Origin of the sequence: Desulfitobacterium metallireducens DSM 15288, assembly GCF_000231405.2 — a bacterium.
Lineage (GTDB): Bacteria > Bacillota > Desulfitobacteriia > Desulfitobacteriales > Desulfitobacteriaceae > Desulfitobacterium_A > Desulfitobacterium_A metallireducens.
The window spans coordinates 1,264,816-1,285,531 of the sequence record NZ_CP007032.1; the positions used below are offsets into that span (position 1 = coordinate 1,264,816).

21 protein-coding genes and 1 tRNA gene are annotated in these 20,716 nt (G+C 40.9%); 20 read left to right on the forward strand and 2 right to left on the reverse strand.

Going from position 1 to position 20,716, the window contains the following annotated elements; genetic code table 11:
• The first annotated feature begins 14 nt into the window (after positions 1 to 14).
• From DESME_RS06150 to DESME_RS06175, 6 genes are all read left to right on the forward strand, one after another.
• Positions 15 to 1,037 carry an ABC transporter ATP-binding protein gene (locus DESME_RS06150; protein WP_006715591.1) on the forward strand — a complete coding sequence of 341 codons (1,023 nt, stop codon included), beginning with the start codon at positions 15 to 17 and terminating at the stop codon, positions 1,035 to 1,037.
• Positions 1,034 to 2,011 carry an ABC transporter ATP-binding protein gene (locus DESME_RS06155; protein ID WP_006715590.1) on the forward strand — a complete coding sequence of 326 codons (978 nt, stop codon included), beginning with the start codon at positions 1,034 to 1,036 and terminating at the stop codon, positions 2,009 to 2,011. Before DESME_RS06150 ends, DESME_RS06155 begins: the two co-directional genes overlap by 4 nt.
• A 155-nt stretch (positions 2,012 to 2,166) precedes the next feature.
• Complete coding sequence (locus tag DESME_RS06160; protein WP_006715589.1) at positions 2,167 to 2,859, forward strand: dTMP kinase; 693 nt, start codon at positions 2,167 to 2,169, stop codon at positions 2,857 to 2,859.
• 79 nt (positions 2,860 to 2,938) lie between these two features.
• Positions 2,939 to 3,014, forward strand: a tRNA-Arg gene (locus DESME_RS06165).
• 121 nt (positions 3,015 to 3,135) lie between these two features.
• On the forward strand, positions 3,136 to 4,014 hold the full coding sequence (locus DESME_RS06170; protein WP_006715588.1) for a YitT family protein: 879 nt from the start codon (positions 3,136 to 3,138) through the stop codon (positions 4,012 to 4,014).
• 42 nt (positions 4,015 to 4,056) lie between these two features.
• On the forward strand, positions 4,057 to 5,037 hold the full coding sequence (locus DESME_RS06175; RefSeq protein ID WP_006715587.1) for a hypothetical protein: 981 nt from the start codon (positions 4,057 to 4,059) through the stop codon (positions 5,035 to 5,037).
• 67 nt (positions 5,038 to 5,104) lie between these two features.
• On the opposite strand, the gene DESME_RS06180 is transcribed toward DESME_RS06175, so the two are convergent.
• A complete protein-coding gene (locus tag DESME_RS06180; RefSeq protein WP_006715586.1) occupies positions 5,105 to 5,899 on the reverse strand; it encodes a polysaccharide deacetylase family protein in 795 nt (264 codons plus the stop codon).
• Positions 5,900 to 5,992: 93 nt separating this feature from the next.
• Entirely contained in the window at positions 5,993 to 6,247 is a 255-nt protein-coding gene (locus DESME_RS06185; protein ID WP_006715585.1) for a hypothetical protein, read from the reverse strand.
• Between the two features lie 273 nt (positions 6,248 to 6,520).
• Here DESME_RS06185 and DESME_RS06190 point away from each other — a divergent pair, with 273 nt between their 5' ends.
• The 14 genes from DESME_RS06190 to pfkA all read left to right on the forward strand — a co-directional run bounded on the left by DESME_RS06190 (position 6,521) and on the right by pfkA (position 20,616).
• Positions 6,521 to 7,852 carry a tetratricopeptide repeat protein gene (locus DESME_RS06190; RefSeq protein ID WP_006715584.1) on the forward strand — a complete coding sequence of 444 codons (1,332 nt, stop codon included), beginning with the start codon at positions 6,521 to 6,523 and terminating at the stop codon, positions 7,850 to 7,852.
• Between the two features lie 70 nt (positions 7,853 to 7,922).
• Positions 7,923 to 8,453: a hypothetical protein gene (locus DESME_RS06195; RefSeq protein WP_006715583.1), complete on the forward strand. Its 531-nt coding sequence runs from the start codon at positions 7,923 to 7,925 to the stop codon at positions 8,451 to 8,453.
• Positions 8,454 to 8,987 carry a cob(I)yrinic acid a,c-diamide adenosyltransferase gene (gene cobO / locus DESME_RS06200; protein ID WP_006715582.1) on the forward strand — a complete coding sequence of 178 codons (534 nt, stop codon included), beginning with the start codon at positions 8,454 to 8,456 and terminating at the stop codon, positions 8,985 to 8,987.
• A gap of 32 nt (positions 8,988 to 9,019) precedes the next feature.
• The gene (gene glnA / locus DESME_RS06205; RefSeq protein WP_006715581.1) at positions 9,020 to 10,348 is read left to right on the forward strand and encodes a type I glutamate--ammonia ligase; all 1,329 of its coding nucleotides are present in this window, start codon (positions 9,020 to 9,022) and stop codon (positions 10,346 to 10,348) included.
• A gap of 151 nt (positions 10,349 to 10,499) precedes the next feature.
• Positions 10,500 to 10,706, forward strand: coding sequence for a hypothetical protein (locus tag DESME_RS06210; RefSeq protein WP_006715580.1), 207 nt, complete (start codon positions 10,500 to 10,502; stop codon positions 10,704 to 10,706).
• 194 nt (positions 10,707 to 10,900) lie between these two features.
• Positions 10,901 to 12,802 carry a PrkA family serine protein kinase gene (locus tag DESME_RS06215; protein ID WP_006715579.1) on the forward strand — a complete coding sequence of 634 codons (1,902 nt, stop codon included), beginning with the start codon at positions 10,901 to 10,903 and terminating at the stop codon, positions 12,800 to 12,802.
• An 18-nt stretch (positions 12,803 to 12,820) separates the two neighbouring features.
• Positions 12,821 to 13,957 carry a sporulation protein YhbH gene (gene yhbH, locus DESME_RS06220; RefSeq protein WP_006715578.1) on the forward strand — a complete coding sequence of 379 codons (1,137 nt, stop codon included), beginning with the start codon at positions 12,821 to 12,823 and terminating at the stop codon, positions 13,955 to 13,957.
• A gap of 58 nt (positions 13,958 to 14,015) precedes the next feature.
• Positions 14,016 to 15,362 carry a SpoVR family protein gene (locus DESME_RS06225; RefSeq protein WP_006715577.1) on the forward strand — a complete coding sequence of 449 codons (1,347 nt, stop codon included), beginning with the start codon at positions 14,016 to 14,018 and terminating at the stop codon, positions 15,360 to 15,362.
• Positions 15,363 to 15,774: 412 nt separating this feature from the next.
• Complete coding sequence (locus DESME_RS06230; protein WP_006715576.1) at positions 15,775 to 16,386, forward strand: DedA family protein; 612 nt, start codon at positions 15,775 to 15,777, stop codon at positions 16,384 to 16,386.
• A 57-nt stretch (positions 16,387 to 16,443) separates the two neighbouring features.
• The gene (locus tag DESME_RS06235) at positions 16,444 to 17,061 is read left to right on the forward strand and encodes a DedA family protein (protein ID WP_006715575.1); all 618 of its coding nucleotides are present in this window, start codon (positions 16,444 to 16,446) and stop codon (positions 17,059 to 17,061) included.
• 126 nt (positions 17,062 to 17,187) lie between these two features.
• On the forward strand, positions 17,188 to 17,646 hold the full coding sequence (locus DESME_RS06240; protein WP_051414013.1) for a peptidylprolyl isomerase: 459 nt from the start codon (positions 17,188 to 17,190) through the stop codon (positions 17,644 to 17,646).
• Positions 17,647 to 17,761: 115 nt separating this feature from the next.
• On the forward strand, positions 17,762 to 18,634 hold the full coding sequence (locus DESME_RS06245) for a LysR family transcriptional regulator (RefSeq protein ID WP_006715573.1): 873 nt from the start codon (positions 17,762 to 17,764) through the stop codon (positions 18,632 to 18,634).
• Between the two features lie 19 nt (positions 18,635 to 18,653).
• On the forward strand, positions 18,654 to 19,640 hold the full coding sequence (locus tag DESME_RS06250) for a DnaA ATPase domain-containing protein (protein ID WP_006715572.1): 987 nt from the start codon (positions 18,654 to 18,656) through the stop codon (positions 19,638 to 19,640).
• Between the two features lie 4 nt (positions 19,641 to 19,644).
• Positions 19,645 to 20,616, forward strand: coding sequence for a 6-phosphofructokinase (gene pfkA, locus DESME_RS06255; protein WP_025248693.1), 972 nt, complete (start codon positions 19,645 to 19,647; stop codon positions 20,614 to 20,616).
• Positions 20,617 to 20,716: the final 100 nt, after the last annotated feature.

Below are 20,716 nucleotides of genomic sequence, written 5' to 3' on the forward strand. Positions count from 1 at the left end.
AGGAGGACGTGAAATTGAAGCATCTATTAGAAGTCGATCACTTAAGCACCTCCTTCTTCACCTATGCAGGAGAAGTTAAAGCGGTATCTGATGTGAGTTTTTATGTAGATGAAGGGGAAGCCATTGGAATTGTGGGTGAGTCTGGTAGTGGAAAATCTGTAACCGTTCAGTCCGTTATGAAGCTTATTCCAAATCCACCTGGAAAGATAGTTAATGGCGAGATTCTTTTCCAGGGGAAGGATTTAGCGAAAGCTAGTGAAAAAGAAATGCAGAGCATTCGGGGCAAAGCCATGGGAATGATTTTTCAGGATCCAATGACTTCTTTAAACCCTGTTTTAACTATCGGTATGCAAATGACTGAAGTCCTTAAGCGCCACGAAGGTTTATCAAATTCTGAAGCGATGCAACGAGCAGAAAAATACCTTGAAATGGTCGGCATACCCAACCCTACGGCACGTCTTAAGCAGTACCCGCATGAATTTTCGGGCGGTATGCGTCAAAGGGTAATGATTGCTATGGCTTTGCTATGTAATCCGAAGTTATTGATCGCGGACGAGCCAACGACTGCATTGGATGTAACGATACAAGCTCAAATCTTAGAGCTGATGAAAGATCTTAAAACTAAAATCAATACTTCTATTATATTAATTACTCATGATTTGGGCGTTGTAGCTGGACTTTGTACGCGGATTGTAGTTATGTATGGTGGTCGCGTCGTTGAGACAGGTACGGTTTATGACATCTTCCAAAATCCTAAACATCCTTATACATGGGGACTCTTAAAAAGTGTTCCGCGGCTAGATTCTGAAAGTAAGTCTAAGTTAGTCCCGATTCCGGGAACCCCGCCGGATCTACTGAATCCTCCAAAAGGATGCGGCTTTGCAGCGAGATGCCCTTATGCCATGAATGTTTGCCTTAATCAAAAACCTGAGCAAACAAAACTTAGTGAACTTCATCAAGCATCATGTTGGCTTCTTCATCCTGATGCTCCAAAAGTCGAAGACTATAAACCAAGTAAAGGAGGGGTTAAGGGGTGAACCAAGAGGTAATTCTTAAAGTAGATAATCTCGTGAAAGAATTTCCCATCGCGAGTGGATTGTTTTCACGTGAGAATAAAGCGGTTCACGCTGTTAATGGTATCTCTTTTCAACTTCATAAAGGAGAAACGCTTGGATTAGTTGGAGAAAGTGGTTGCGGAAAATCAACAGCTGGGCGAACCATTATCCGTCTCTATGAAGCAACTTCTGGTAAAGTGATTTATAATGGTAGAAATATTTATGAATTGAATTCTAAAGAAATGATGTCGGTTCGCCGGGACATTCAAATGATTTTCCAAGACCCTTATGCTTCTTTAGATGCAAGAATGACGGTCGGGGATATTATCGGCGAGGCCTTGGATATTCATAAACTTGCTACAGGCCAAGCTCGTACTGACCGAATTTATAATTTACTTGAAACTGTAGGTTTAAATGCTGAGCATGCAAATCGTTTTCCTCATGAGTTTTCGGGGGGACAACGCCAGAGAATTGGAATCGCTCGCGCGTTGGCAGTGAACCCTAAAGTCATTATTTGTGATGAACCAATTTCAGCTCTTGATGTATCGATTCAAGCGCAAATTGTAAACATGTTAGAAGAATTACAGGAAAAAATGGGCTTGACCTATCTCTTCATTGCGCATGATCTTTCGATGGTTAAGCATATTTCTCATCGAATCGCTGTAATGTATCTTGGAAAGATTGTGGAATTAACGACCAGTTTTGATCTGTACAAGAATCCCTTGCATCCCTATACTCAAGCTTTACTATCAGCGATCCCAATTCCTGATCCTGAGATTGAGCTCAATCGTCATCGAATTGTTTTGCAAGGGAATGTACCGAATCCTATTAACCCTCCTTCGGGATGTTATTTCCGTACTCGTTGTCCTTATGCAGAAGCTCATTGTGCTGAAAAAATGCCAGAACTGCGGGATGCCGGGAACGGACATCTTGTTGCGTGTCATCGTGTAAAGTAACGTTTACAATAGTAGGTATTGTATAAACAATACCGGATACTTTTTTCTATAGTATCCGGTATTGTTTTATATAAATATAACTGGGAATCCTCAAGGCAAAGTGATATTCTTGTAAGGTAACATTAAAGAACTACATTGGAGAAGGTGGAGTTAGTATGATCGCCGAGGAGTCTAGACAGGGTAAGTTGATTATTATTGAAGCAGGTGATGGTAGCGGTAAAGCTACCCAAACTCTGAAACTATTCGAACGGTTACAGCAGGAGCACCTTCCCGTGAAAAAAGTAGAATTTCCGAACTATGATAGTCCTTCATCCGCGCTCGTCAAGATGTATTTAGAGGGGAATTTCGGGCGGGACCCTAATGCTGTTAATCCTTATGTTGCTTCCACGTTCTACACTGTGGATCGTTTTGCATCCTTTAAGACAGAATGGGAGATGTTTTATCGTGAGGGCGGAATTATTCTTGCTGATCGTTACACAACCTCAAATATGGTTCATCAGGCCGCAAAAATTTCAGATCGGATACAACGTAGTCAATATTTAGATTGGCTCAAAGAATTTGAATACAAAATTTTTGAACTTCCTGAGCCTGATTTAGTGATTTTTCTGGACATGCCTCCACAATTTAGCTTGAAACTCATTGAAATTCGTAGTGCAAAATCTTTGACACCAAAAGATATTCATGAAAAATCACCGGAATATTTGAGGAAGTCCTATGGGAATGCCCTTGAAATTGCAAATATCGAAAACTGGACAAAAATTAATTGTATCAACGAGAATCAGACGATAAAATCGGTAGGGGAGATTCATCAGGAAGTCTATGAAGTAGTAAAAGCACTTTTAGACTAGTGCAGAGATCCGTTAGAAATAAGTTTCCCTTGACAAACATGTTTGATTTTAGTAGAGTAATAGGGCAGTCTTATTTCAAGCGCTCGTAGCTCAGTGGATAGAGTGACGGTTTCCGAGGCCGGAGGTCGCAGGTTCAAATCCTGCCGGGCGCACCATATGATAGTTCACCCCTGCTTTTGACGCAGGTTTTTTTTATTTGTATAATTGGTTTGTTTGACATTGTGAGATGTCTATAATTTCTCAAACTTATCTCTTTCATGTTAAGGATGGGATGCGATGAAGATTAATTTCGATAATCTCTTTTGGAGCAAGTTTCCCTGGATGATATTTAAAAGAGGCCTAGGGATAGTTTTGGGAGCAGTCATAGTTGCATTAAGTATTAATTCTCTAATTATCCCCAATCAGATCGCAGATGGTGGCGTGACCGGTATAGCTATTATTCTCCATTATCTTTTTAATTGGCCAATTAGTATAATGGTACTCCTATTGAATATTCCCTTATTTATGATGGGTTGGAAAATGGTTGGTCGCTCCTTTCTCATGTATAGTATTTTCGGTGTAGGCGCCCTATCCTTAGCCTTAGACCTGACAGGAAACATTCCTAGTCTGACTAATGATTCCCTTCTAGCCTCAATTTTTGGCGGGGTTATTTCGGGAATAGGGATGGGCGTGATTTTCCGCTCAAGGGGTTCACTTGGAGGAACGGATATTTTAGCCGTCTTTTTTAGTCGGACAACTCCTTTCAGTGTGGGACAAATTTTGCTCGCAATTGATGCGGTGATCTTCTTCCTCACGGCAATTCTTCTACGTCCGGAAATGGCGATGTATGCAGTGATTTATATGTTTATCGCGACGAAAGTCATCGATCTAGTTCAAGAAGGGATGAGCCATTTTAAAAGTGTAATGGTTATTACTACTCAGCCTCAAGAGATCGCCGAGGACATCATGGCTAAGTTAGATAGGGGAGTGACCTTTTTTAAAGCTACGGGTGCTTTTTCCAGAGAAGACAAACAAGTCGTTTATTGTGTTATTTCTAGAACACAGTTATCTCAAATCAAAGAGATTATACATACACGGGATGATGAGGCGTTTTTAGCTATTTCAGAGGTTCCAGAAGTCGTAGGGGAAGGCTTTTCCTCGTGGAAAGGACATTGATAGCAGGATTAAAGAGGGTTATCAAAGAGGGTGGAAGTAAAGATGTCAAGACGAAAGAGGAAGCGAAATAGCAGGGTTAAGGGAATATTTTTTTTAGGAATTGTGGCTTTAGCAATCCTATTAGCACAACCAATTTTTCATTTGTTCCAAATACGTTCCGCTCAAGACCGTTTTGATATGAGTAAGACTGCCAGTGAGATCGCTTGGGTGAAAGAAAAGGCTCCTTGGTTAGTAAAAATTCCGCTCGTCGAGGATAGTGCTCTTTGGTTGTCCTTAAATCAAGGAGAAAAGGTAACAGACCAACAACTCCTAAAACATGATGATGACAAGTATCGCTTTTGGTTGCTTCAGCTCAAATTGCAACAATCACAGTTTACAGAGGCCAATCAAATTTTGCCAACAATTTCATCTTCTACGACTCAGTCTTTGAGTCAAGGCTTAATCGATATGGCTCAAGGTAACTATGATGTGGCTTATGAGCAGCTTAATGCTACATCAGATCTTAAGTTAACGAAAGAAGAAAAAGTATTAAAAAGACTAACTTTAAGTCGTAGTTTACTGGGGCGGGGAGATCAATTGGAGGCAAAAAAAGAATGGGAAAAAGCTAAGTCTTTAGCGCCTGAACATCCTTTAGTGCTTGAGGAAGAATTTGATTTAGCCTTAATCAATGCTGATTGGAAAGAAGCAGAACATCTCTCTGCCGAAATGGAACAGTGGTCTAAGTATGATCAGAACTTTGATTTCCAGGTGAAGAAGGCGCTCCTTTATTTGGCGTTAGGAGAAACTACACAATGGGAAAACGTTTTAACAACGCTGAATCAAACTAGCAAGGGCAAGTTCTATCAGATGTATTTGTTAGGCGTACAGAAATACCAAGAGGGAGAATGGAAAACAGCTCAAACCATGCTCATGGAATCATTGAATGGTGAGCTTTCCACGGCTATCCGTAATGATGCAAATCAGGCTTTGAAACAGGTTAGCGAGCGATTAAATGCGGATGTGGCCCTTCAGAAATATCAATGATTATAAGATAAGGGGCCGCACACTGTGAACAATGAGTTCATGATGTAACTGCCCCTTTGGTTTGTAGTTATTGCGGTACGGGTACTTTTTCCTGGGGCGCGAGATTACTTTCGGGAGGCCAGGTGGTTTTGGCATTTTTCAATAAGTCACTGATCGGAACGAGCTTATAATTTTTGCCTTGCAATCGATCGATGACTACCGGGAGTGCTTTAATTGTATCGGGAGCGGAGTCAGAAGCATGAAACAGAATGATATCTCCTGGTTGGGCACCATGACCATTACGGATTCCATTCATCACGTTGTTAATGACTGCCTCAGGACCCGGGCGTTTCCAGTCTAAGGAATCGACGCTCCATTGGATCACACGATACCCGAGCTTTTGAGAAACGCTAATCACCTTATTATCATAGGCACCGTTAGGCGGTCTAAGTAAGGAGATCTTTTGCCCAGATATCCTCTCTAGGACTTCTTGGGAGGTAAGAATCTCTTTTTGTAACTCAGTTGGACTGAGCGTGTTTAAATCAACATGACGATTTCCGTGGGAGGCAATTTCATGCCCTTCAGCCACCATTCTCTTGACGAGATCTTCATGCTTACTTGCCCAAGGGCTGGATAAAAAGAAGGTTGCATGAATTCCTTTTTGCTTAAGAATATCCAAAATAGGCTCTGCTGTTTGTTCACCCCAGCTGATATCGAAGGTGAGTCCGATTTCTTGAGTGGTACTCTGTGCTGAATAGATAGGTTTTAGTTTTTCTGAGAAGACCGAAATAACATTATCACGATAGGTAACTAAAACGACGAGAAAGATGCCCCAAAGGATCAAATTTCTCCAGGATGGCTTTTTGAAAATAACAAAATGCATCCTTATCCCTCCTTTGTTTAATAGATATTCAGAAGGGATAATGAACATGAAAAGAAAAAAGAAAGCATCGATGAGCGATGCTTTCTTATGTTTTTAACGACTAAAGCGCGAGGCAAAAATAAAATTCCAGAGATCAAAACGAAAGAGGAGTTTCAGAAGAAAATGTAGCAGAAAAAATCCGACGATAATAGATACGGCAATTCTAATTAAGAAAAAGGTGATTGTAAAAACCCAGCTGAACACATGACTGAGTACTATGGCCGAGAAATAAAGGGCAAAAATTAAAAGGACAATCTTAAATGCTGTTATCCAAAGGTTGGAAGACGGAGCAGGACGATATGAGTTCACTTACCAACACCCCCTTCTTTTATCAGATTAGCATATTTCGACTTGAGTGTCTAGATTTTGATTTAAATCGTGTACAAGCTTCTTTTCGCGCCAAAATCTACTTTCCCGCATATGATGGATAAAGAAAAATTACTTTAGATGGAGTAACGATCCCATCTGAAGTCTGGTTGCCCTTATCCCCGAGAGGATATGTCAGCAAGGTTGCGGAGCAGCCAAGCTTCATATATCCAGGGACTTAGCGCCACTTATCTACATTAAGGAGCCTGAGACTTAGTGGCGGTTAGTCATCGGGTTGAGCGCGGAGGGGATGTTATGAATGATGATATTTTAAGGGATTGGCGAAGTCTAATGGAAAAAGGAACTGTTTTTTTAGGACAAGGTGATTATCCTAAAGCTGAGAAATATTACCTGAGAAGTTTAAAGTTAGCTAAACGTTTAGCTATACCTGTAATTTCTGCATTCAATCTCCGATTACTTTCAACATCACGAATTAAACAGGGAAAGGTTGCACTTGCCGAACGAGGATTTAAGGAAGCGCTTAAAATATGTCAACAGCTTCAAAATTATAAAGGAATGTCAGAAGCAATGGCTGGTTTAGCCAGTGTCGCTGAAGCCCAGGATAAGATGGAGGAGGCAGCTACTTGGTATGAACAAGCTATCCAAGTGTACCCGCTGAATTCACCTCGTCTACGCTTAAGTATGTTATTTAGTGACCTTGGGCAAGTGTATTCAGAGCAGGAGAACTGGGACAAGGCTCAATATACTTTTCGGAAAGCCCGTGAGTTATGTCATATCTATGGTTACCGCAAAGGAGAAGGGGAACTGAGTATTCTTCTGGCAGAAGTTTTATACCGTCAAAACAAAATTCAGTTAGCTCGTAAAGACTTGCTCCAGTCGTGTAAAATATTCTCTGAAGAAAAAGATGAGGAGTCCCTCGTTAACGCTATCCAATATTTGGCGTTTATAAATTTTGAAGAAGAGAACTTCGCTCAGGCCCGAGAAGATTGGCAAAGGGTGGTTGTTTTATATTTAAGACTTGCGCAGTGGGAGAATGTTTCAGAAAGTACATATTTTTTGGCAAAAATCTTAGAGGAATTAAGGGATTTTACAGAGGCTGTTTATTACCTCAAATTGTCTATTGAGGTATATAAACATGAGGATTTGGGGTTGGGGCTTCGCTATCAAAATTTGGGTCAGCTTCAAGCGATGCAGAAGGATTATCAAGCGGCGTGTGCGAATTTAAAAAAAGCGGCAGAGCTGTTTGAAAAGTATGGGGAGGAGCAAAAGTTGGGCGAAGCCTATGAAAAAATAGCCTTGTGTCTAGAACAGTTAGGAGAGATTCAAGAGTCACAGGAGTATCACGTGAAGTCTAAAGTGTCTCATGAAAGTCATCAGTTGATTTCCTTTAGTACGAATCAACGTTTGGCCGAGTATTTTGAAAATCGTCGAAGTTACTTAAATGCTCTTCAATATTATTGGCAGTCTTTAAAAATAGCGCAGGAACTAGGAATTGAAACGATAAAAATTGAACAAGCCATTCAACGAATATCGAAGAAGGTCCGAAAAAGGAATAAATATAGTGACAGGAATTGGAACAACATTTAGAAACAAGTCTAGGAATAAGAGATATTTTCATGTAAAATAAGGAAAGAGGGATAAGGGAGGGGGCTTGAGCATGAGCCAAGATGATTTTCTGGTGCTTGAGTGTTTAGATGATATTTATCTTGCTTTAGAGAAATCACTGAAAAAGATTCAGCCTGTACGCTCGATTCACCGGCTTCAATTGGAACAATGGTCGGAAGAAATTCGCAATCACAGGAGAATTTTTGAGGAAATTTCACTCCCCGCTCGGCTCGTCGTTGAACATTTAATGAGTATCCAACTTATAGCTGGCCAGGTTGGCTTGGAAACGGGTCAACTAAGTCAAGGCTTTTCAAGTATTCGAGGCATAAATATTGAACAATTTGGGATAATCAAAATAAAGTTAGGTGAATTAGAAGTCACTTGGCGAGACGAAGATTATTCTTACTATTTCTATCCAGATAAAGTTGAATTAAGAGCGAGGGATGAAAAATCAGGAGTAAAACTCTTTTTTTCTATTGCTTTTACAAGACAAGCTGTTGAAAAATATCCAGAACTGTTGCTGTCCCCTAAGATCGCCTATATTCATCCTCAACTTGAAAAATGGTTAAAGAAGGTGGAATAAATGGTGAAGCTTGACCAAGGTTTAGTTCAAATTTATACTGGACCTAGTAAAGGGAAAACTACAGCAGCTTTAGGATTAGCTGTCCGAGCTGTGGGACACGGTTTTCATGTTTTTATCCTTCAGTTTATGAAAGGGATCACCAATTATGGAGAACTTACTGGCATCCAACGTTTAGCTCCTGAATGTTGCTTAGAACACTTTGGAACGGGTAAGTGGGTACATAAAGGAATGATCACACAAGAAGATATTATAGAAGCTCAGAAAGCCTTTAATCGTGCCCGTGAGATTATGTACTCGGGTCAATGGGATATTCTAATTTTGGATGAAATTATCAATGCAATTTGGTTCGGTCTCCTCTCAGAAGATTTAGTTTTGGAGTTACTCGAGGGAAAACCACCTCAAGTTGAATTGATCTTGACGGGGAGAAATGCGTCTCAACGTTTGATGGATAAAGCACAATTGGTGACTGAGATGGTGCAAATCAAACATCCCTTTGAACAGGGTATTAGTGCACGTAAGGGAATTGAATACTAAGTATTCATGGACTGGATAAGGAGTGATTATTAATGGGCCAGACAAAAGAAGATGTCTTACGAGAAGCCAGCGAAAAAGGCGTCAAATTTATACGCCTTCAATTTACTGATATTTTTGGAGTTTTAAAAAATGTAGCAATTACGATTGAACAATTGGAGAAAGCCTTAGATGGAGAACTTATGTTTGATGGGTCCTCAATTGAAGGGTTTGCACGGATTGAAGAGTCAGATATGTATTTGTATCCCGATCCGAATACTTTTCTTGTTTTTCCTTGGCGTTCGACAGATGGTGGAGTAGCTCGCCTCATTTGTGATGTCTATAATTCGGATGGAACACCCTTTGAAGGTTGCCCTCGATGTACATTGAAACGGGTAATTGCTGAGGCTCAGGAAATGGGATATGTTTGGAATGTCGGTCCAGAATTAGAGTTTTTTTTATTCCAAACAGATGCAGAGGGAAGACCAACGACGATTACCCAAGATAAGGCTGGTTATTTTGATATGGCGCCTATTGATCGTGGAGAAGAAGCACGGCGAGATATGGTTTTAGCCTTAGAGTATATGGGATTCGAAATTGAAGCGTCACATCATGAAGTTGCACCAGGTCAACATGAGATTGATTTTAAGTATTCGAATGCGCTTGATATCGCTGATAAGATTGCCACTTTCCGTTTAGTGGTACGGACGATCGCTCAGAGACATGGCTTACATGCCACGTTTATGCCTAAACCTATTTTGGGGATCGCTGGGTCTGGGATGCACACTAACCAATCGCTGTTTAAGGATGGGCGGAATGCATTTTATGCTCAAGAAGGAAATATGCAATTATCAGAGGAAGCTTTTCACTATATTGCAGGGTTACTGAAACATGCGCGTTCTTTTGCTGCCATTACTAATCCGACTATTAACTCCTACAAAAGGTTAGTCCCTGGTTACGAAGCACCCTGTTATATAGCTTGGTCGGGAAGAAATCGGAGTCCTCTGATTCGAATTCCTGGGAAACGGGGGTCTTCAACCCGGATTGAATTAAGGAGCCCTGATCCTTCGTGTAATCCGTATCTCGCCTTAGCAGTACAACTTAAAGCGGGCCTTGATGGAATTAAGAATCGAATGAACCCACCAGCCTCAGTCGATCTTAATATCTATGAACTGAATGCTGAACAACGAAGTGCTCATGGTATTGAATCCTTACCCGAGAGCCTTCTCGAGGCTTTACAAGAGCTTTCCAAGGATTCTGTGATCCAGGCTGCGCTAGGTCCACATATTTATAGTCGGTTCATTGAAGCGAAAAAGAAAGAATGGGATCGTTACAATGTCACCGTTCATTCATGGGAAATTGAGGAATACCTCCAAATGTATTAAAAATTGAGGAGTCTGTTTGTTGCAGACTCCTCAATAATAATCCGTAATATTTTGAATTTTTCCAACTTTCCGCTAGACTTATTTGACAAGGTATGCTATCATAACATTAAGTTAGAACTAAAATTCACTTTCACATAAGGGTGGTGACGAAATGTTAGCAATGACGCAAGAGCACAATTCAACTTCATTGCGAAAAACAATCCGTTTTCAGGTGGGAGATCGAGTAATGACTAGTAACTGCCGCCTAGGTACAGTTGTTCGAGTTGATAAAGATGAATTTGGAGAGTATATTGTCGTTCGTCTCGATATTTTGGCAGGAGAATTTGCCTATGAGTATGGAGATCTGGAAAAATTGTGAATGAAAGTTGAACATTTAAACGTGAGATAGAAAACCTTTTGGAAGAGATTCTAAAAGGTTTTTTACTTTTCATATGAATAAACACTAGAACAAAGGAATTCTAAAATTCGGTGCGCCATGTCTCATCTTTTAATCCGAGCATATACTTTAATAATCTGCTGATTAAAGTGTGCTGAGAAAAGGAGGGCGACTATATGGAAGTTTTAGAGTGGTTAAAAAATTATAGGGATAAAGAAGCGGCGTTAACGTGGAAGGGTACTTTGGCTGATTACTTGGAATTGGTGACACAGAACCCCCATTTGGGAATGCACTCCCATGCTCGAATTTATGACATGATTAGCCAGGCTGGAGTTGAAGAAGTCAATGGTCAAAAAAGTTATTCCTTTTTTAACAAAGAGCTTTATGGTTTGGATAAAACGCTTGAACGACTTGTTGAAGAGTACTTTCACTCTGCAGCGAAAAGAATGGATGTCCGCAAACGGATCCTCCTTTTGATGGGACCTGTAAGTGGAGGTAAATCGACGATTGTTACTTTGCTCAAAAGAGGGTTAGAGGATTTCACGCGTACTGACCAAGGGGCAGTTTACGCAATTGATGGCTGCCCGATGCATGAAGATCCGCTACATCTTTTACCACTTCCTTTACGTGAAGAATTTAATCAACGCTATGGAATCAAAATTGAAGGGAATCTTTGCCCGGTTTGTCGGCTTCGCGTTGAAGAAGAATTTAAAGGACAAGTCGAAAACATGCCTGTCAAGCGAATTGTCTTCTCTGAAGAAGAGCGGGTTGGGATCGGAACCTTTACTCCTTCTGATCCTAAATCTCAGGATATTGCAGATTTAACGGGAAGTATGGACTTTTCGACGATTACGGAGTACGGTTCTGAATCCGATCCGAGGGCTTACCGTTTTGACGGAGAACTGAATAAAGCGAATCGTGGGTTGATGGAGTTCCAGGAGATGCTCAAAAGCGACGAGAAGTTCTTGTGGAATTTACTCAGCTTATCTCAGGAGGGGAATTTCAAGGCTGGCCGATTCGCTTTAATTTCTGCTGATGAGCTTGTAATCGCCCATACCAATGAAAATGAGTATAAATCGTTTATCGCCAATAAGAAGAATGAGGCTCTCCAATCCCGAATCATCGTCATTCCAGTTTCTTATAACTTAAAGGTGAGCGCTGAGGTCAAGATCTACGAAAAGCTGATTAGGCAAAGTGATTTGCATGAGGTTCATCTTGCGCCACATTGTTTATGGACGGCTTCGGTCTTCAGCATTCTTTCACGTCTTAAGCTCTCGAAGAAACAAGGAATGGATCTTGTTAAGAAAATGCGTCTTTATGATGGAGAAGATGTCGAAGGGTTCAATCAAAAAGATATTAAGGATTTACTCAACGAGGGTGAAGAACAAGGAGAAGGCATGAGCGGCGTAGATCCGCGTTATGTCATTAATCGTATTTCGACAGCCTTGATTCGGGATCACAAATCATGCATCAATGCCTTGGACATTTTACGGGCCTTAAAAGATGGACTTTCGCAACATACTTCGATTACCAAGGAAGAACGTGAGAATCTCACGAATTTCATTGCCCAAGCGCGTAAAGAATACGATGAAGTCGCTAAAAAGGAAGTCCAAAAAGCTTTTGTATATGCTTATGAAGAATCTGCGAAGTCTCTCTTCAATAACTATTTGGATAATGTTGAAGCCTATTGCAATTCAAGCAAACTGTTTGATCCGATGACGGGGGAAGAACTTGATCCTGATGAGCAATTGATGCGGAGCATTGAGGAGCAAATCGGAGTTTCAGAAAATGCTAAAAAATCGTTCCGGGAGGAAATTTTAATCCGAATTTCCATCAACGCACGTAAAGGAAAAGTGTTTCAATATACGTCTCATGAGCGGTTAAAAGAGGCCATCGAAAAGAAGCTATTTGCAGATTTGAAAGATATTATTAAGGTAACGACGTCCGTTTCTCATCCTGATCAGGAGCAGCTTCGTCGGATCAATGATGTCACCGATCGTTTGATACAGCAACATGAATATTGCCCTGTTTGTGCTAACGAAATTGTGAAGTATGTTGGCTCTCTCCTCAACCGTTAGAGAGAAGGATGAGATGTTATGAGTGATGAGATCATTGTCAACCAGGATGACTGGAGCTTACATCGTAAAGGGTATTTTGACCAAAGCCGGCACAAAGAAAAAGTACGCGAGGCGATTAAGCAGCAACTCGGAGATCTGATTATTGACGAAAGTATTATTCTTAGTGATGGAAAAAAGACGACGAAAATTCCTATGCGTTCTCTAGAGGAATTTCGGTTCCGGTATGATTTTAATAAGAAAAACCATACCGGTCAGTCTGATAAAAAGATGTCGCCGGGTGATATTTTAGGCCGTGAGCAATCAAAGAAATCAGGTGCGGGTAAGGGCTCGGGAGCAGGAGAAGAGCCGGGAATGGATATATATGAAGCAGAGATTTCTTATGATGACTTGGCAGCGATCCTGTTTGAAGAATTAGCACTGCCTAATCTTGATGACAAAAAGCGTCCGTTGATTGCTCATGATAAACCTGAGTTTAATGATATTCGCAAAAAAGGTCTGATGTCCAATATTGATAAGAAACGGACTCTCATTGAAAGCATTAAACGTCAAGCCTTAAAAGGTAAAACGGAGAACTTGCGGATTACTCCGGACGACTTGCGCTTTAAAACCTGGGAGACCCATCCTAATTTCGAGACAAATGCGGTTATCTTTGCCATGATGGATACGTCTGGATCAATGGGACAATTCGAAAAGTATATTTCCCGTACGTTCTTCTTTTGGATGGTTCGATTTTTGCGTCAAAAATATGAGAATGTCGAGATGCGATTTTTGGCTCACCATACCGAAGCAAAGGAAGTCAGTGAAGAAGAATTTTTCACACGCGGAGAAAGTGGAGGTACACGTTGTTCCTCAGTTTATCAATTGGCGTTGGAAATGATTGAGCGTGAATATCCCCCAGAGCACTATAATATTTATCCTGTTCATTTTACAGATGGAGATAATATTGGTTCTGATAACGCAAGAGCATTGAACCTTATGCAAAAACTTGTTGAGGTGAGCCAAGTTGTAGGATATGGAGAAATTTTACGCACTCATTATTCAAGTACATTAATGTCGACTTTAAAACGAATTACGGATCCAAAACTTAGACTTGTGACGATCCGTGACCGAAATGAAGTCTATGGAGCACTGAAAATGGTTTTTTCCGAAGGCTAATCATCAATGAGGATAGGGAGAATCGGCCTTTAAAGGGGCTTCAAATCGGGGGTGGGTCATGGATCACGAAATAAGGGAGTTGGGAGTATATGCCCAGAAAATCGCGGTGGTCGCGAGAGATTTAGGCTTGGATTTTTATCCAGTACATTTTGAAGTTTGTCCAGCTGAGACCCTTTATACCTTTGGGGCTTATGGTATGCCTGTTCGGTTTACGCACTGGAGTTTCGGTAAATCTTTCTATCGTTTAAAAATGCAGTATGATCTGAATTTAAGCCGAATCTATGAACTTGTTATCAATTCCAATCCATCTTATGCTTTTTTACTTGAAGGAAATAGTTTGGTTCAGAATAAACTTGTGATCGGTCATGTTTATGCTCATGTCGATTTTTTTAAACATAATCATTACTTCCAACGTACGCCACAGGATATGGTGGAGAGAATGGGAGCCCATGCCGAACAAATTCGTAAATATGAGCTTATTCATGGTCGCGAGAAGGTTGAACAGGTTTTAGATGCCGTATTATCGATTCAAGAACATGTGGACTTTCGTGCTCATTTAGCACAAAGAAAAGAGAAAGATTCAAGGGTTCCCTCGAAAAAATATCTCAACTCTCTATATGAAGATCTTTGGGAAGAAGAAAGCCCTCAAGAAAATTTAGAAAATAAACGTGAGCATGAAGATTTATTATTGTTTATTATGGAGCATTCTTCCATATTAGAGGAATGGGAACGCGATATTATAAGTATGATTCGTGAGGAGTCGCTCTATTTCTTCCCTCAAATTGAGACCAAAATCATTAATGAGGGATGGGCCACATTTTGGCACTCACGGATCATGCATGAACTGGACTTATCAGACGAAGAAGTGATGGATTTTGCAATGATGCATAGTCAAGTGGTACAACCGTCACGATTATCCCTCAACCCCTATTATTTGGGAGTAAAGATATGGGAAGAGCTTGCTGAAAAAAATGATATGGAGTATTTATTTGATGTTAGAGAGACGGAAAATGACGTTTCATTTATCCGAAATCATCTCGATCGTGAATTGATCGATAAATTAAATCTCTTTAATTTTAGGAAAATAGGTGCTCATTGGCAGGTTACGGATACGGATTGGGAAAAGGTTCGGGATAACCTTGTTCAACAATTAGTAAACGGGGGACATCCCAAAATCGTGGTTACCGACGGAGATTATGAAGGTAAACGCATACTCTATCTTCGACATGCACATGAAGGGATGGATCTCGATATCGTTTATCTGGAAAAGACCCTCCTCCTCGTGCAAAAACTCTGGGGAAGAATTGCCGTGTTGGAGACGGTGATCGATGGTAAAAAGGTTCTTTTTGAATGCCAAAATGGGTCAGTTTCTCGTAAACATCTTTCACGTCAAGCAAATGAGTAACTTAGGGTCGTGTAACATCTCCCCGTCGAGTTATAAGTCGACTAAGCCTTGAGTTTCGAACTCAACTCTAAGCCAAGTCTCCTATATCGTACATCCATTTACTTAGCGCTCCAGGGCAAGTGTACAGGTTCTGAGGAAACTCTGCCTGGACAGCGACTTCAGCGGGGCAGAGCACATGGACGTGCTCTGCCGCCAAGTGAGCCAGGGATGGCGATTTTGGCGGCGATGTGTGCCACGGAGGGCAAAACACGAGACGCCCTCTCTAAAAGTTAAGTTTATGGCTTGGTTTGGTCGGCGAACGCCTCGCCTGAATGGATAATAAACCTACAAAAGGCTGCTACACTGTGAAACTAAGAGATTCATTGTGCAACAGCCCGTTTTATTTTAGCGAAAAATAGAAAGAGGGAGCAGTTTGGAAAATATATTTTCACAATTGGGTCAATTCGTAGTAAACTTGATTTCGAGTATGGGATATTTCGGTGTGTTTTTGGCAATGGCTATTGAAAGTGCGTGTATTCCTTTACCCAGTGAGATTATCCTACCTTTTACAGGGTATATGGTTTATACAGGCCATTTTCAATTTTGGCCAGCAACAATTGCGGCTACTACGGGCAATCTTTTTGGCGGCTTAGTAGCTTATTTTGTCGGAGTATGGGGAGGACGCCCTTTCATCAAACGGTATGGCCATTTCATTTTTATTAAAGAAAAGGAACTCGCTTGGACCGATCGACTATTTCGGAGGCATGGAGAAGTAACTGTTCTTTTGGGACGTATACTACCTGTTGTCCGGACGTTTATTTCTTTACCTGCGGGTATTGCCAGAATGAATCCTGTAAAAGTGGTCATTTATACTATACTGGGTGCTTTCCCTTGGTGTATGCTATTAATTATGGTTGGGGAAAAACTAGGAGAAAATTGGAATGCATTAAAACCCTTGTTTCATCGCGTTGATCTCGTCGTGGGAGTGCTCATCTTGGCAGGTGTCTTGTATTGGTTGAGCCACCGGAAGCGCCGTAGACGCTAACGAACGAATCAAGAGCGACATTAAGATAAAAAAAATTAATCAGAGGGGACGTAGTATATGTACGGGCTGGAGCAATATTTGCTGAGTATGATCTATCATTATCGTTATTGGGGACTTTTTACGGTCCTCTCCTTTGGGATGATTGGAGTTCCCGTACCGGATGAGTTTATTATGGCCTTTAGTGGCTTTCAAACATCGATCGGCCATATGAATTTTGTAAAGACTTTATTCTTTGCTTCTTTAGGTAGTTTTGTCGGCATGAATTTAAGCTATTGGATTGGCCGAAGTTTAGGAATTCCCTTTTTACATCGAATTGCGCCTTTTCTACATATGAATGAAAATAAGATTAGAAGAGCAGAAGGTTGGTTTCAAAGATTTGGAGATCGGCTTATTGTTATTGGTTATTTCTTTCCTGGATTTCGGCATTTTGTGGCCTACTTTTCAGGGATGAGCGAGCTGAATTATGCTCGTTATACCATCTTATCGGGAATAGGCGCTTTACTTTGGTCTACAACTTTTATAACCCTGGGCAACCTTCTAGGAACTCATTGGCAAGGTATTATTGCTTTACTTCACCGCTACTTATCTCGTGGGGGGATTATACTGGCTCTTTTTGTGGGTATTATCTATCTTTATACGAGTAATCGGAATAAAGCAAAGACGCATGAAGAATAAGTTAAATTTTTTAGAAAAGTGGTAAAAGAAGGGGAAAGTGGTTATAATCAAATTGAATTAGATTGAGGAGGGATTGTTTTGGCAAGTCAGGACGTTAATGCAAAGAATCCAATTGTAACGATTGAAATGGAAAATGGACAAAAAATTAAGATTGAACTTTATCCGGAAATTGCCCCGGAAACCGTTAAGAATTTTATCTCACTAGTTAGCAAAGGATTCTATGATGGGGTTATTTTTCATCGCGTAATCCCTGGTTTTATGATCCAAGGTGGGGATCCTTCAGGTAATGGTACTGGTGGACCAGGTTATAGTATTAAAGGTGAGTTCACAGCAAATGGCTTTGAAAATAACCTCAAGCATGATCGGGGTGTAATTTCAATGGCTAGGACAGCTAATCCTAATTCGGCGGGTTCACAATTTTTCCTTATGGTTGCGAATTCTCCTCACCTTGATGGGCAATATGCATCCTTTGGAAAAGTGATTGAAGGAATGGAAGAAGTCGATCGAATCGTGAATGTGAAGCGCGATTATCGAGACAAGCCTAATGAGGACCAACGGATGAGTAAGGTTACGGTCGAAGAATAGCTTATCAAATTCGAAAAAGTACTTAAAAGAAGGGATTAAGCCCCTTCTTTTTGGTATATTTAAGAGTATGGAAGAACATGTCTTAAAGTGAAAATGGTCCATCAGGAGGAATTATATGTTGGATCTAATGCGTATTTTTGTACAGGTTGTTGAGGAAGGAAGTTATACTTTAGTTGCTCGTCACCTGGGAGTGAGCCAGCCCGCTATTTCTAATCATATGCGTTCCTTAGAAGAGAAACTTGAAGTAAAAGTTTTCCAAAGGCAGGGTAAAGGTTTTGTCCTGACGCAGGAGGGTGAGGTGTTTTACCGACACTCCAAGCGTATTTTGGAAGAGTGGAATCAGCTTAAGAACAATCTCGAAGAAACTCGAATAGAGGAGAGTGGCAAAGTCCATATTGGTGCCTCGCATATTCCTGGTGAATATCTATTGCCATATAACTTAGCGGTGTTTCAAAAGGACTATCAGAAAATTAGTTTTAAGTTAAGTATAGGGGATAGTTTAGAAATGGCCGATAAAGTGTTTTCCCAAGACATTGACTTTGCGGTGGTTGGGTCTAATTTTAATACCGATAAATTAAATTCTGTTTTCTGGAGGCAGGATCAGATTAAACTGGTCGTCGCTGTGGATCATCCGTTGAATCAGCTTGAAGTGATTCATGCCCAGGATCTTCAAGATTATGCAATGGTTCTGCGTGAGAGCGGGTCAGGTCACCGTTGTGCGCTTGAAGAGGGTTTACTTAACTTAAACTTGCATCTTGAGGATTTTAAGATCAGTTTAGAAGCAGGCAGTACGGAAACCGTTAAGAATGCTATTCGAGCAGGTCTGGATTACTCCTTTATCTCGACGAATGCCTTGCAATCGTATGATAATGCCTTAGTGGCAAGAGATGTCGAGGGGTTGGAAATAAAAAGAGGGTTTTATATTATCACTCGTCGTGATAAGCACTTAAGTAAGCCTGCTCGGCTTTGCTATGAGTTCTTAAAATAATTGAGGGAGGAGTTCAGTATTGGAACTATTAATCTCTCATTTTAACCGTTTAGCTGCGGATACGTTGCAAAACTATGATTTGGAAAAGGCCCAGCCGGTAACCCTAATTTATGGTCCTCCAGGTGTTGGCAAGACAGAGTTGCTGAGAAAAGTGTATCATCAGCATAAAAATTCTCAGGTTTTGTTAATTGATGCACTGACGTTTAGCCAGAAGTATGTGTTGGCTGTTCAGGAGGGTTCTCTTAATGAGTTTCGTATCTACCTGAGAAACCTTAAACTTATCATATTGGATCGATTTGAAGCACTCAAGGGAAAAAAGCATACTTTGGAGGAATTTCTTCATACTCTCGATGACTTGGTCAGTCAGGACGGAAAAATTCTGGTAAGCTTCCAAGGAGAGCCACAAGAGTTAAGCTTTATGAGTATCAAATTATCGTCCCGTTTATTGGGAGGAATGACGCTCCCTATTTTTACTCCTTCTCACGATGAATTAGCCGATTTTGCGAATCGTTACGCTCGTTCTCATTTTTTGAATTTACCGGAAGAAGTCCTGCAGAGTATTGCTGACCAAACTTCAAATTTAAGTGAAGTTCAGAAAATGATTCAAGATTTTAGAGTGTTTTCTAGAAATAACGTAGAAAATAAGACGGATGAATTTAATAAGAGTTATTGGGGAGATTTCTTAAAAGCCCAAAAAGATAGAAACGAAGTGGAATTAACACCCGATAATATCCTTCGTATCATTAGTGAGCTAACGGGTGTTTTGTCCCAGGATATTAAGGGTAATTCCCGCGCTAAAGATTTGCTGACAGCACGTAAGTTTGCAGTTTATGCCATTCGAAAACTTAATGGTTGGTCTTATCCGGAACTAGGAGAATATTTTCAGAAGGCGCATAGTGTAATGATAAAGTCATATCGTCAATTTGAGCAAATGATGAAAGAAGATCCGGATTGGAGAAATAAGTTCGAAATTTTACGAACGTATTTTATTCAAGATAAGGGGTGATTTCTTGAAGAACGAAGTTCAGAGCATTGCTGTCTTGACGAGCGGAGGAGATGCTCCAGGGATGAATGCAGCGATTAGAGCAGTGGTTCGAAAGGGAATCTATCATGGTCTCAAGGTGTTCGGAATCGAGAGAGGGTATGAGGGACTGATTCATGGCATGTTTCGTGAGATGAATCTAGGTACAGTCGCCGATATTGTGCATCGTGGGGGAACCATGTTAATGACGGCACGTTCTCAGGAAATGCTTACGCCAGAAGGACAGAAAAAAGCGGCTGAACAATTGCACCATAGAGGGATTGATGCTTTGGTTGTGATTGGTGGTGATGGCTCTTTTCGGGGCGCACAAACGTTATCAGTTCAAAGTATTCCCGTGATTGGGATCCCTGCAACGATCGACAACGATATTCCTGGAACGGAGTTAACGATTGGCTTTGATACAGCTGTAAATACGGTCATTGAGTCTGTGAGTAAAATTCGAGATACGGCGACTTCTCACGAGCGAACCTTCCTTGTTGAAGTGATGGGAAGAAAATCTGGAAGTATCGCACTTCAGGCAGGACTGGCCTGTGGAGCGGAATCAATTATTGTACCAGAAATTGAAGCTGACTTGGATGAGGTAAGCTCCAAGCTCTTACGAGGCCATCAGCGCGGAAAAAACCATAGTATTATCCTTGTTGCTGAAGGAGCCGGTAGCGCTTATAAAATCGGGGAGGAGCTTCGGCTCAGGACAGGGTTTGATACACGAGTGACTATTCTCGGGCATATTCAGCGTGGAGGGAATCCGACGGCTCTTGATGTGGTCACGGCTTCAGAAATGGGAGCCTGTGCGGTTGATCTATTACGGGCAGGAAAAAGTGATCAAATGACGGCTCGAATTCATCAGCAGGTGATTGGATTACCCCTGGAAGTTGCATATGGACCCGGTAAACCTTTTAATCAATCTTTATATGACTTGGCTAATCAGCTCGCAATTTAACGAGAAAATGAGAAGCATAACGAAATTAAAGCGTGCCCCATACAAAGATGGCACGTTTATTATTTTAAGAAGGAATTTGGTTGGATTAGGTCGAATTCAT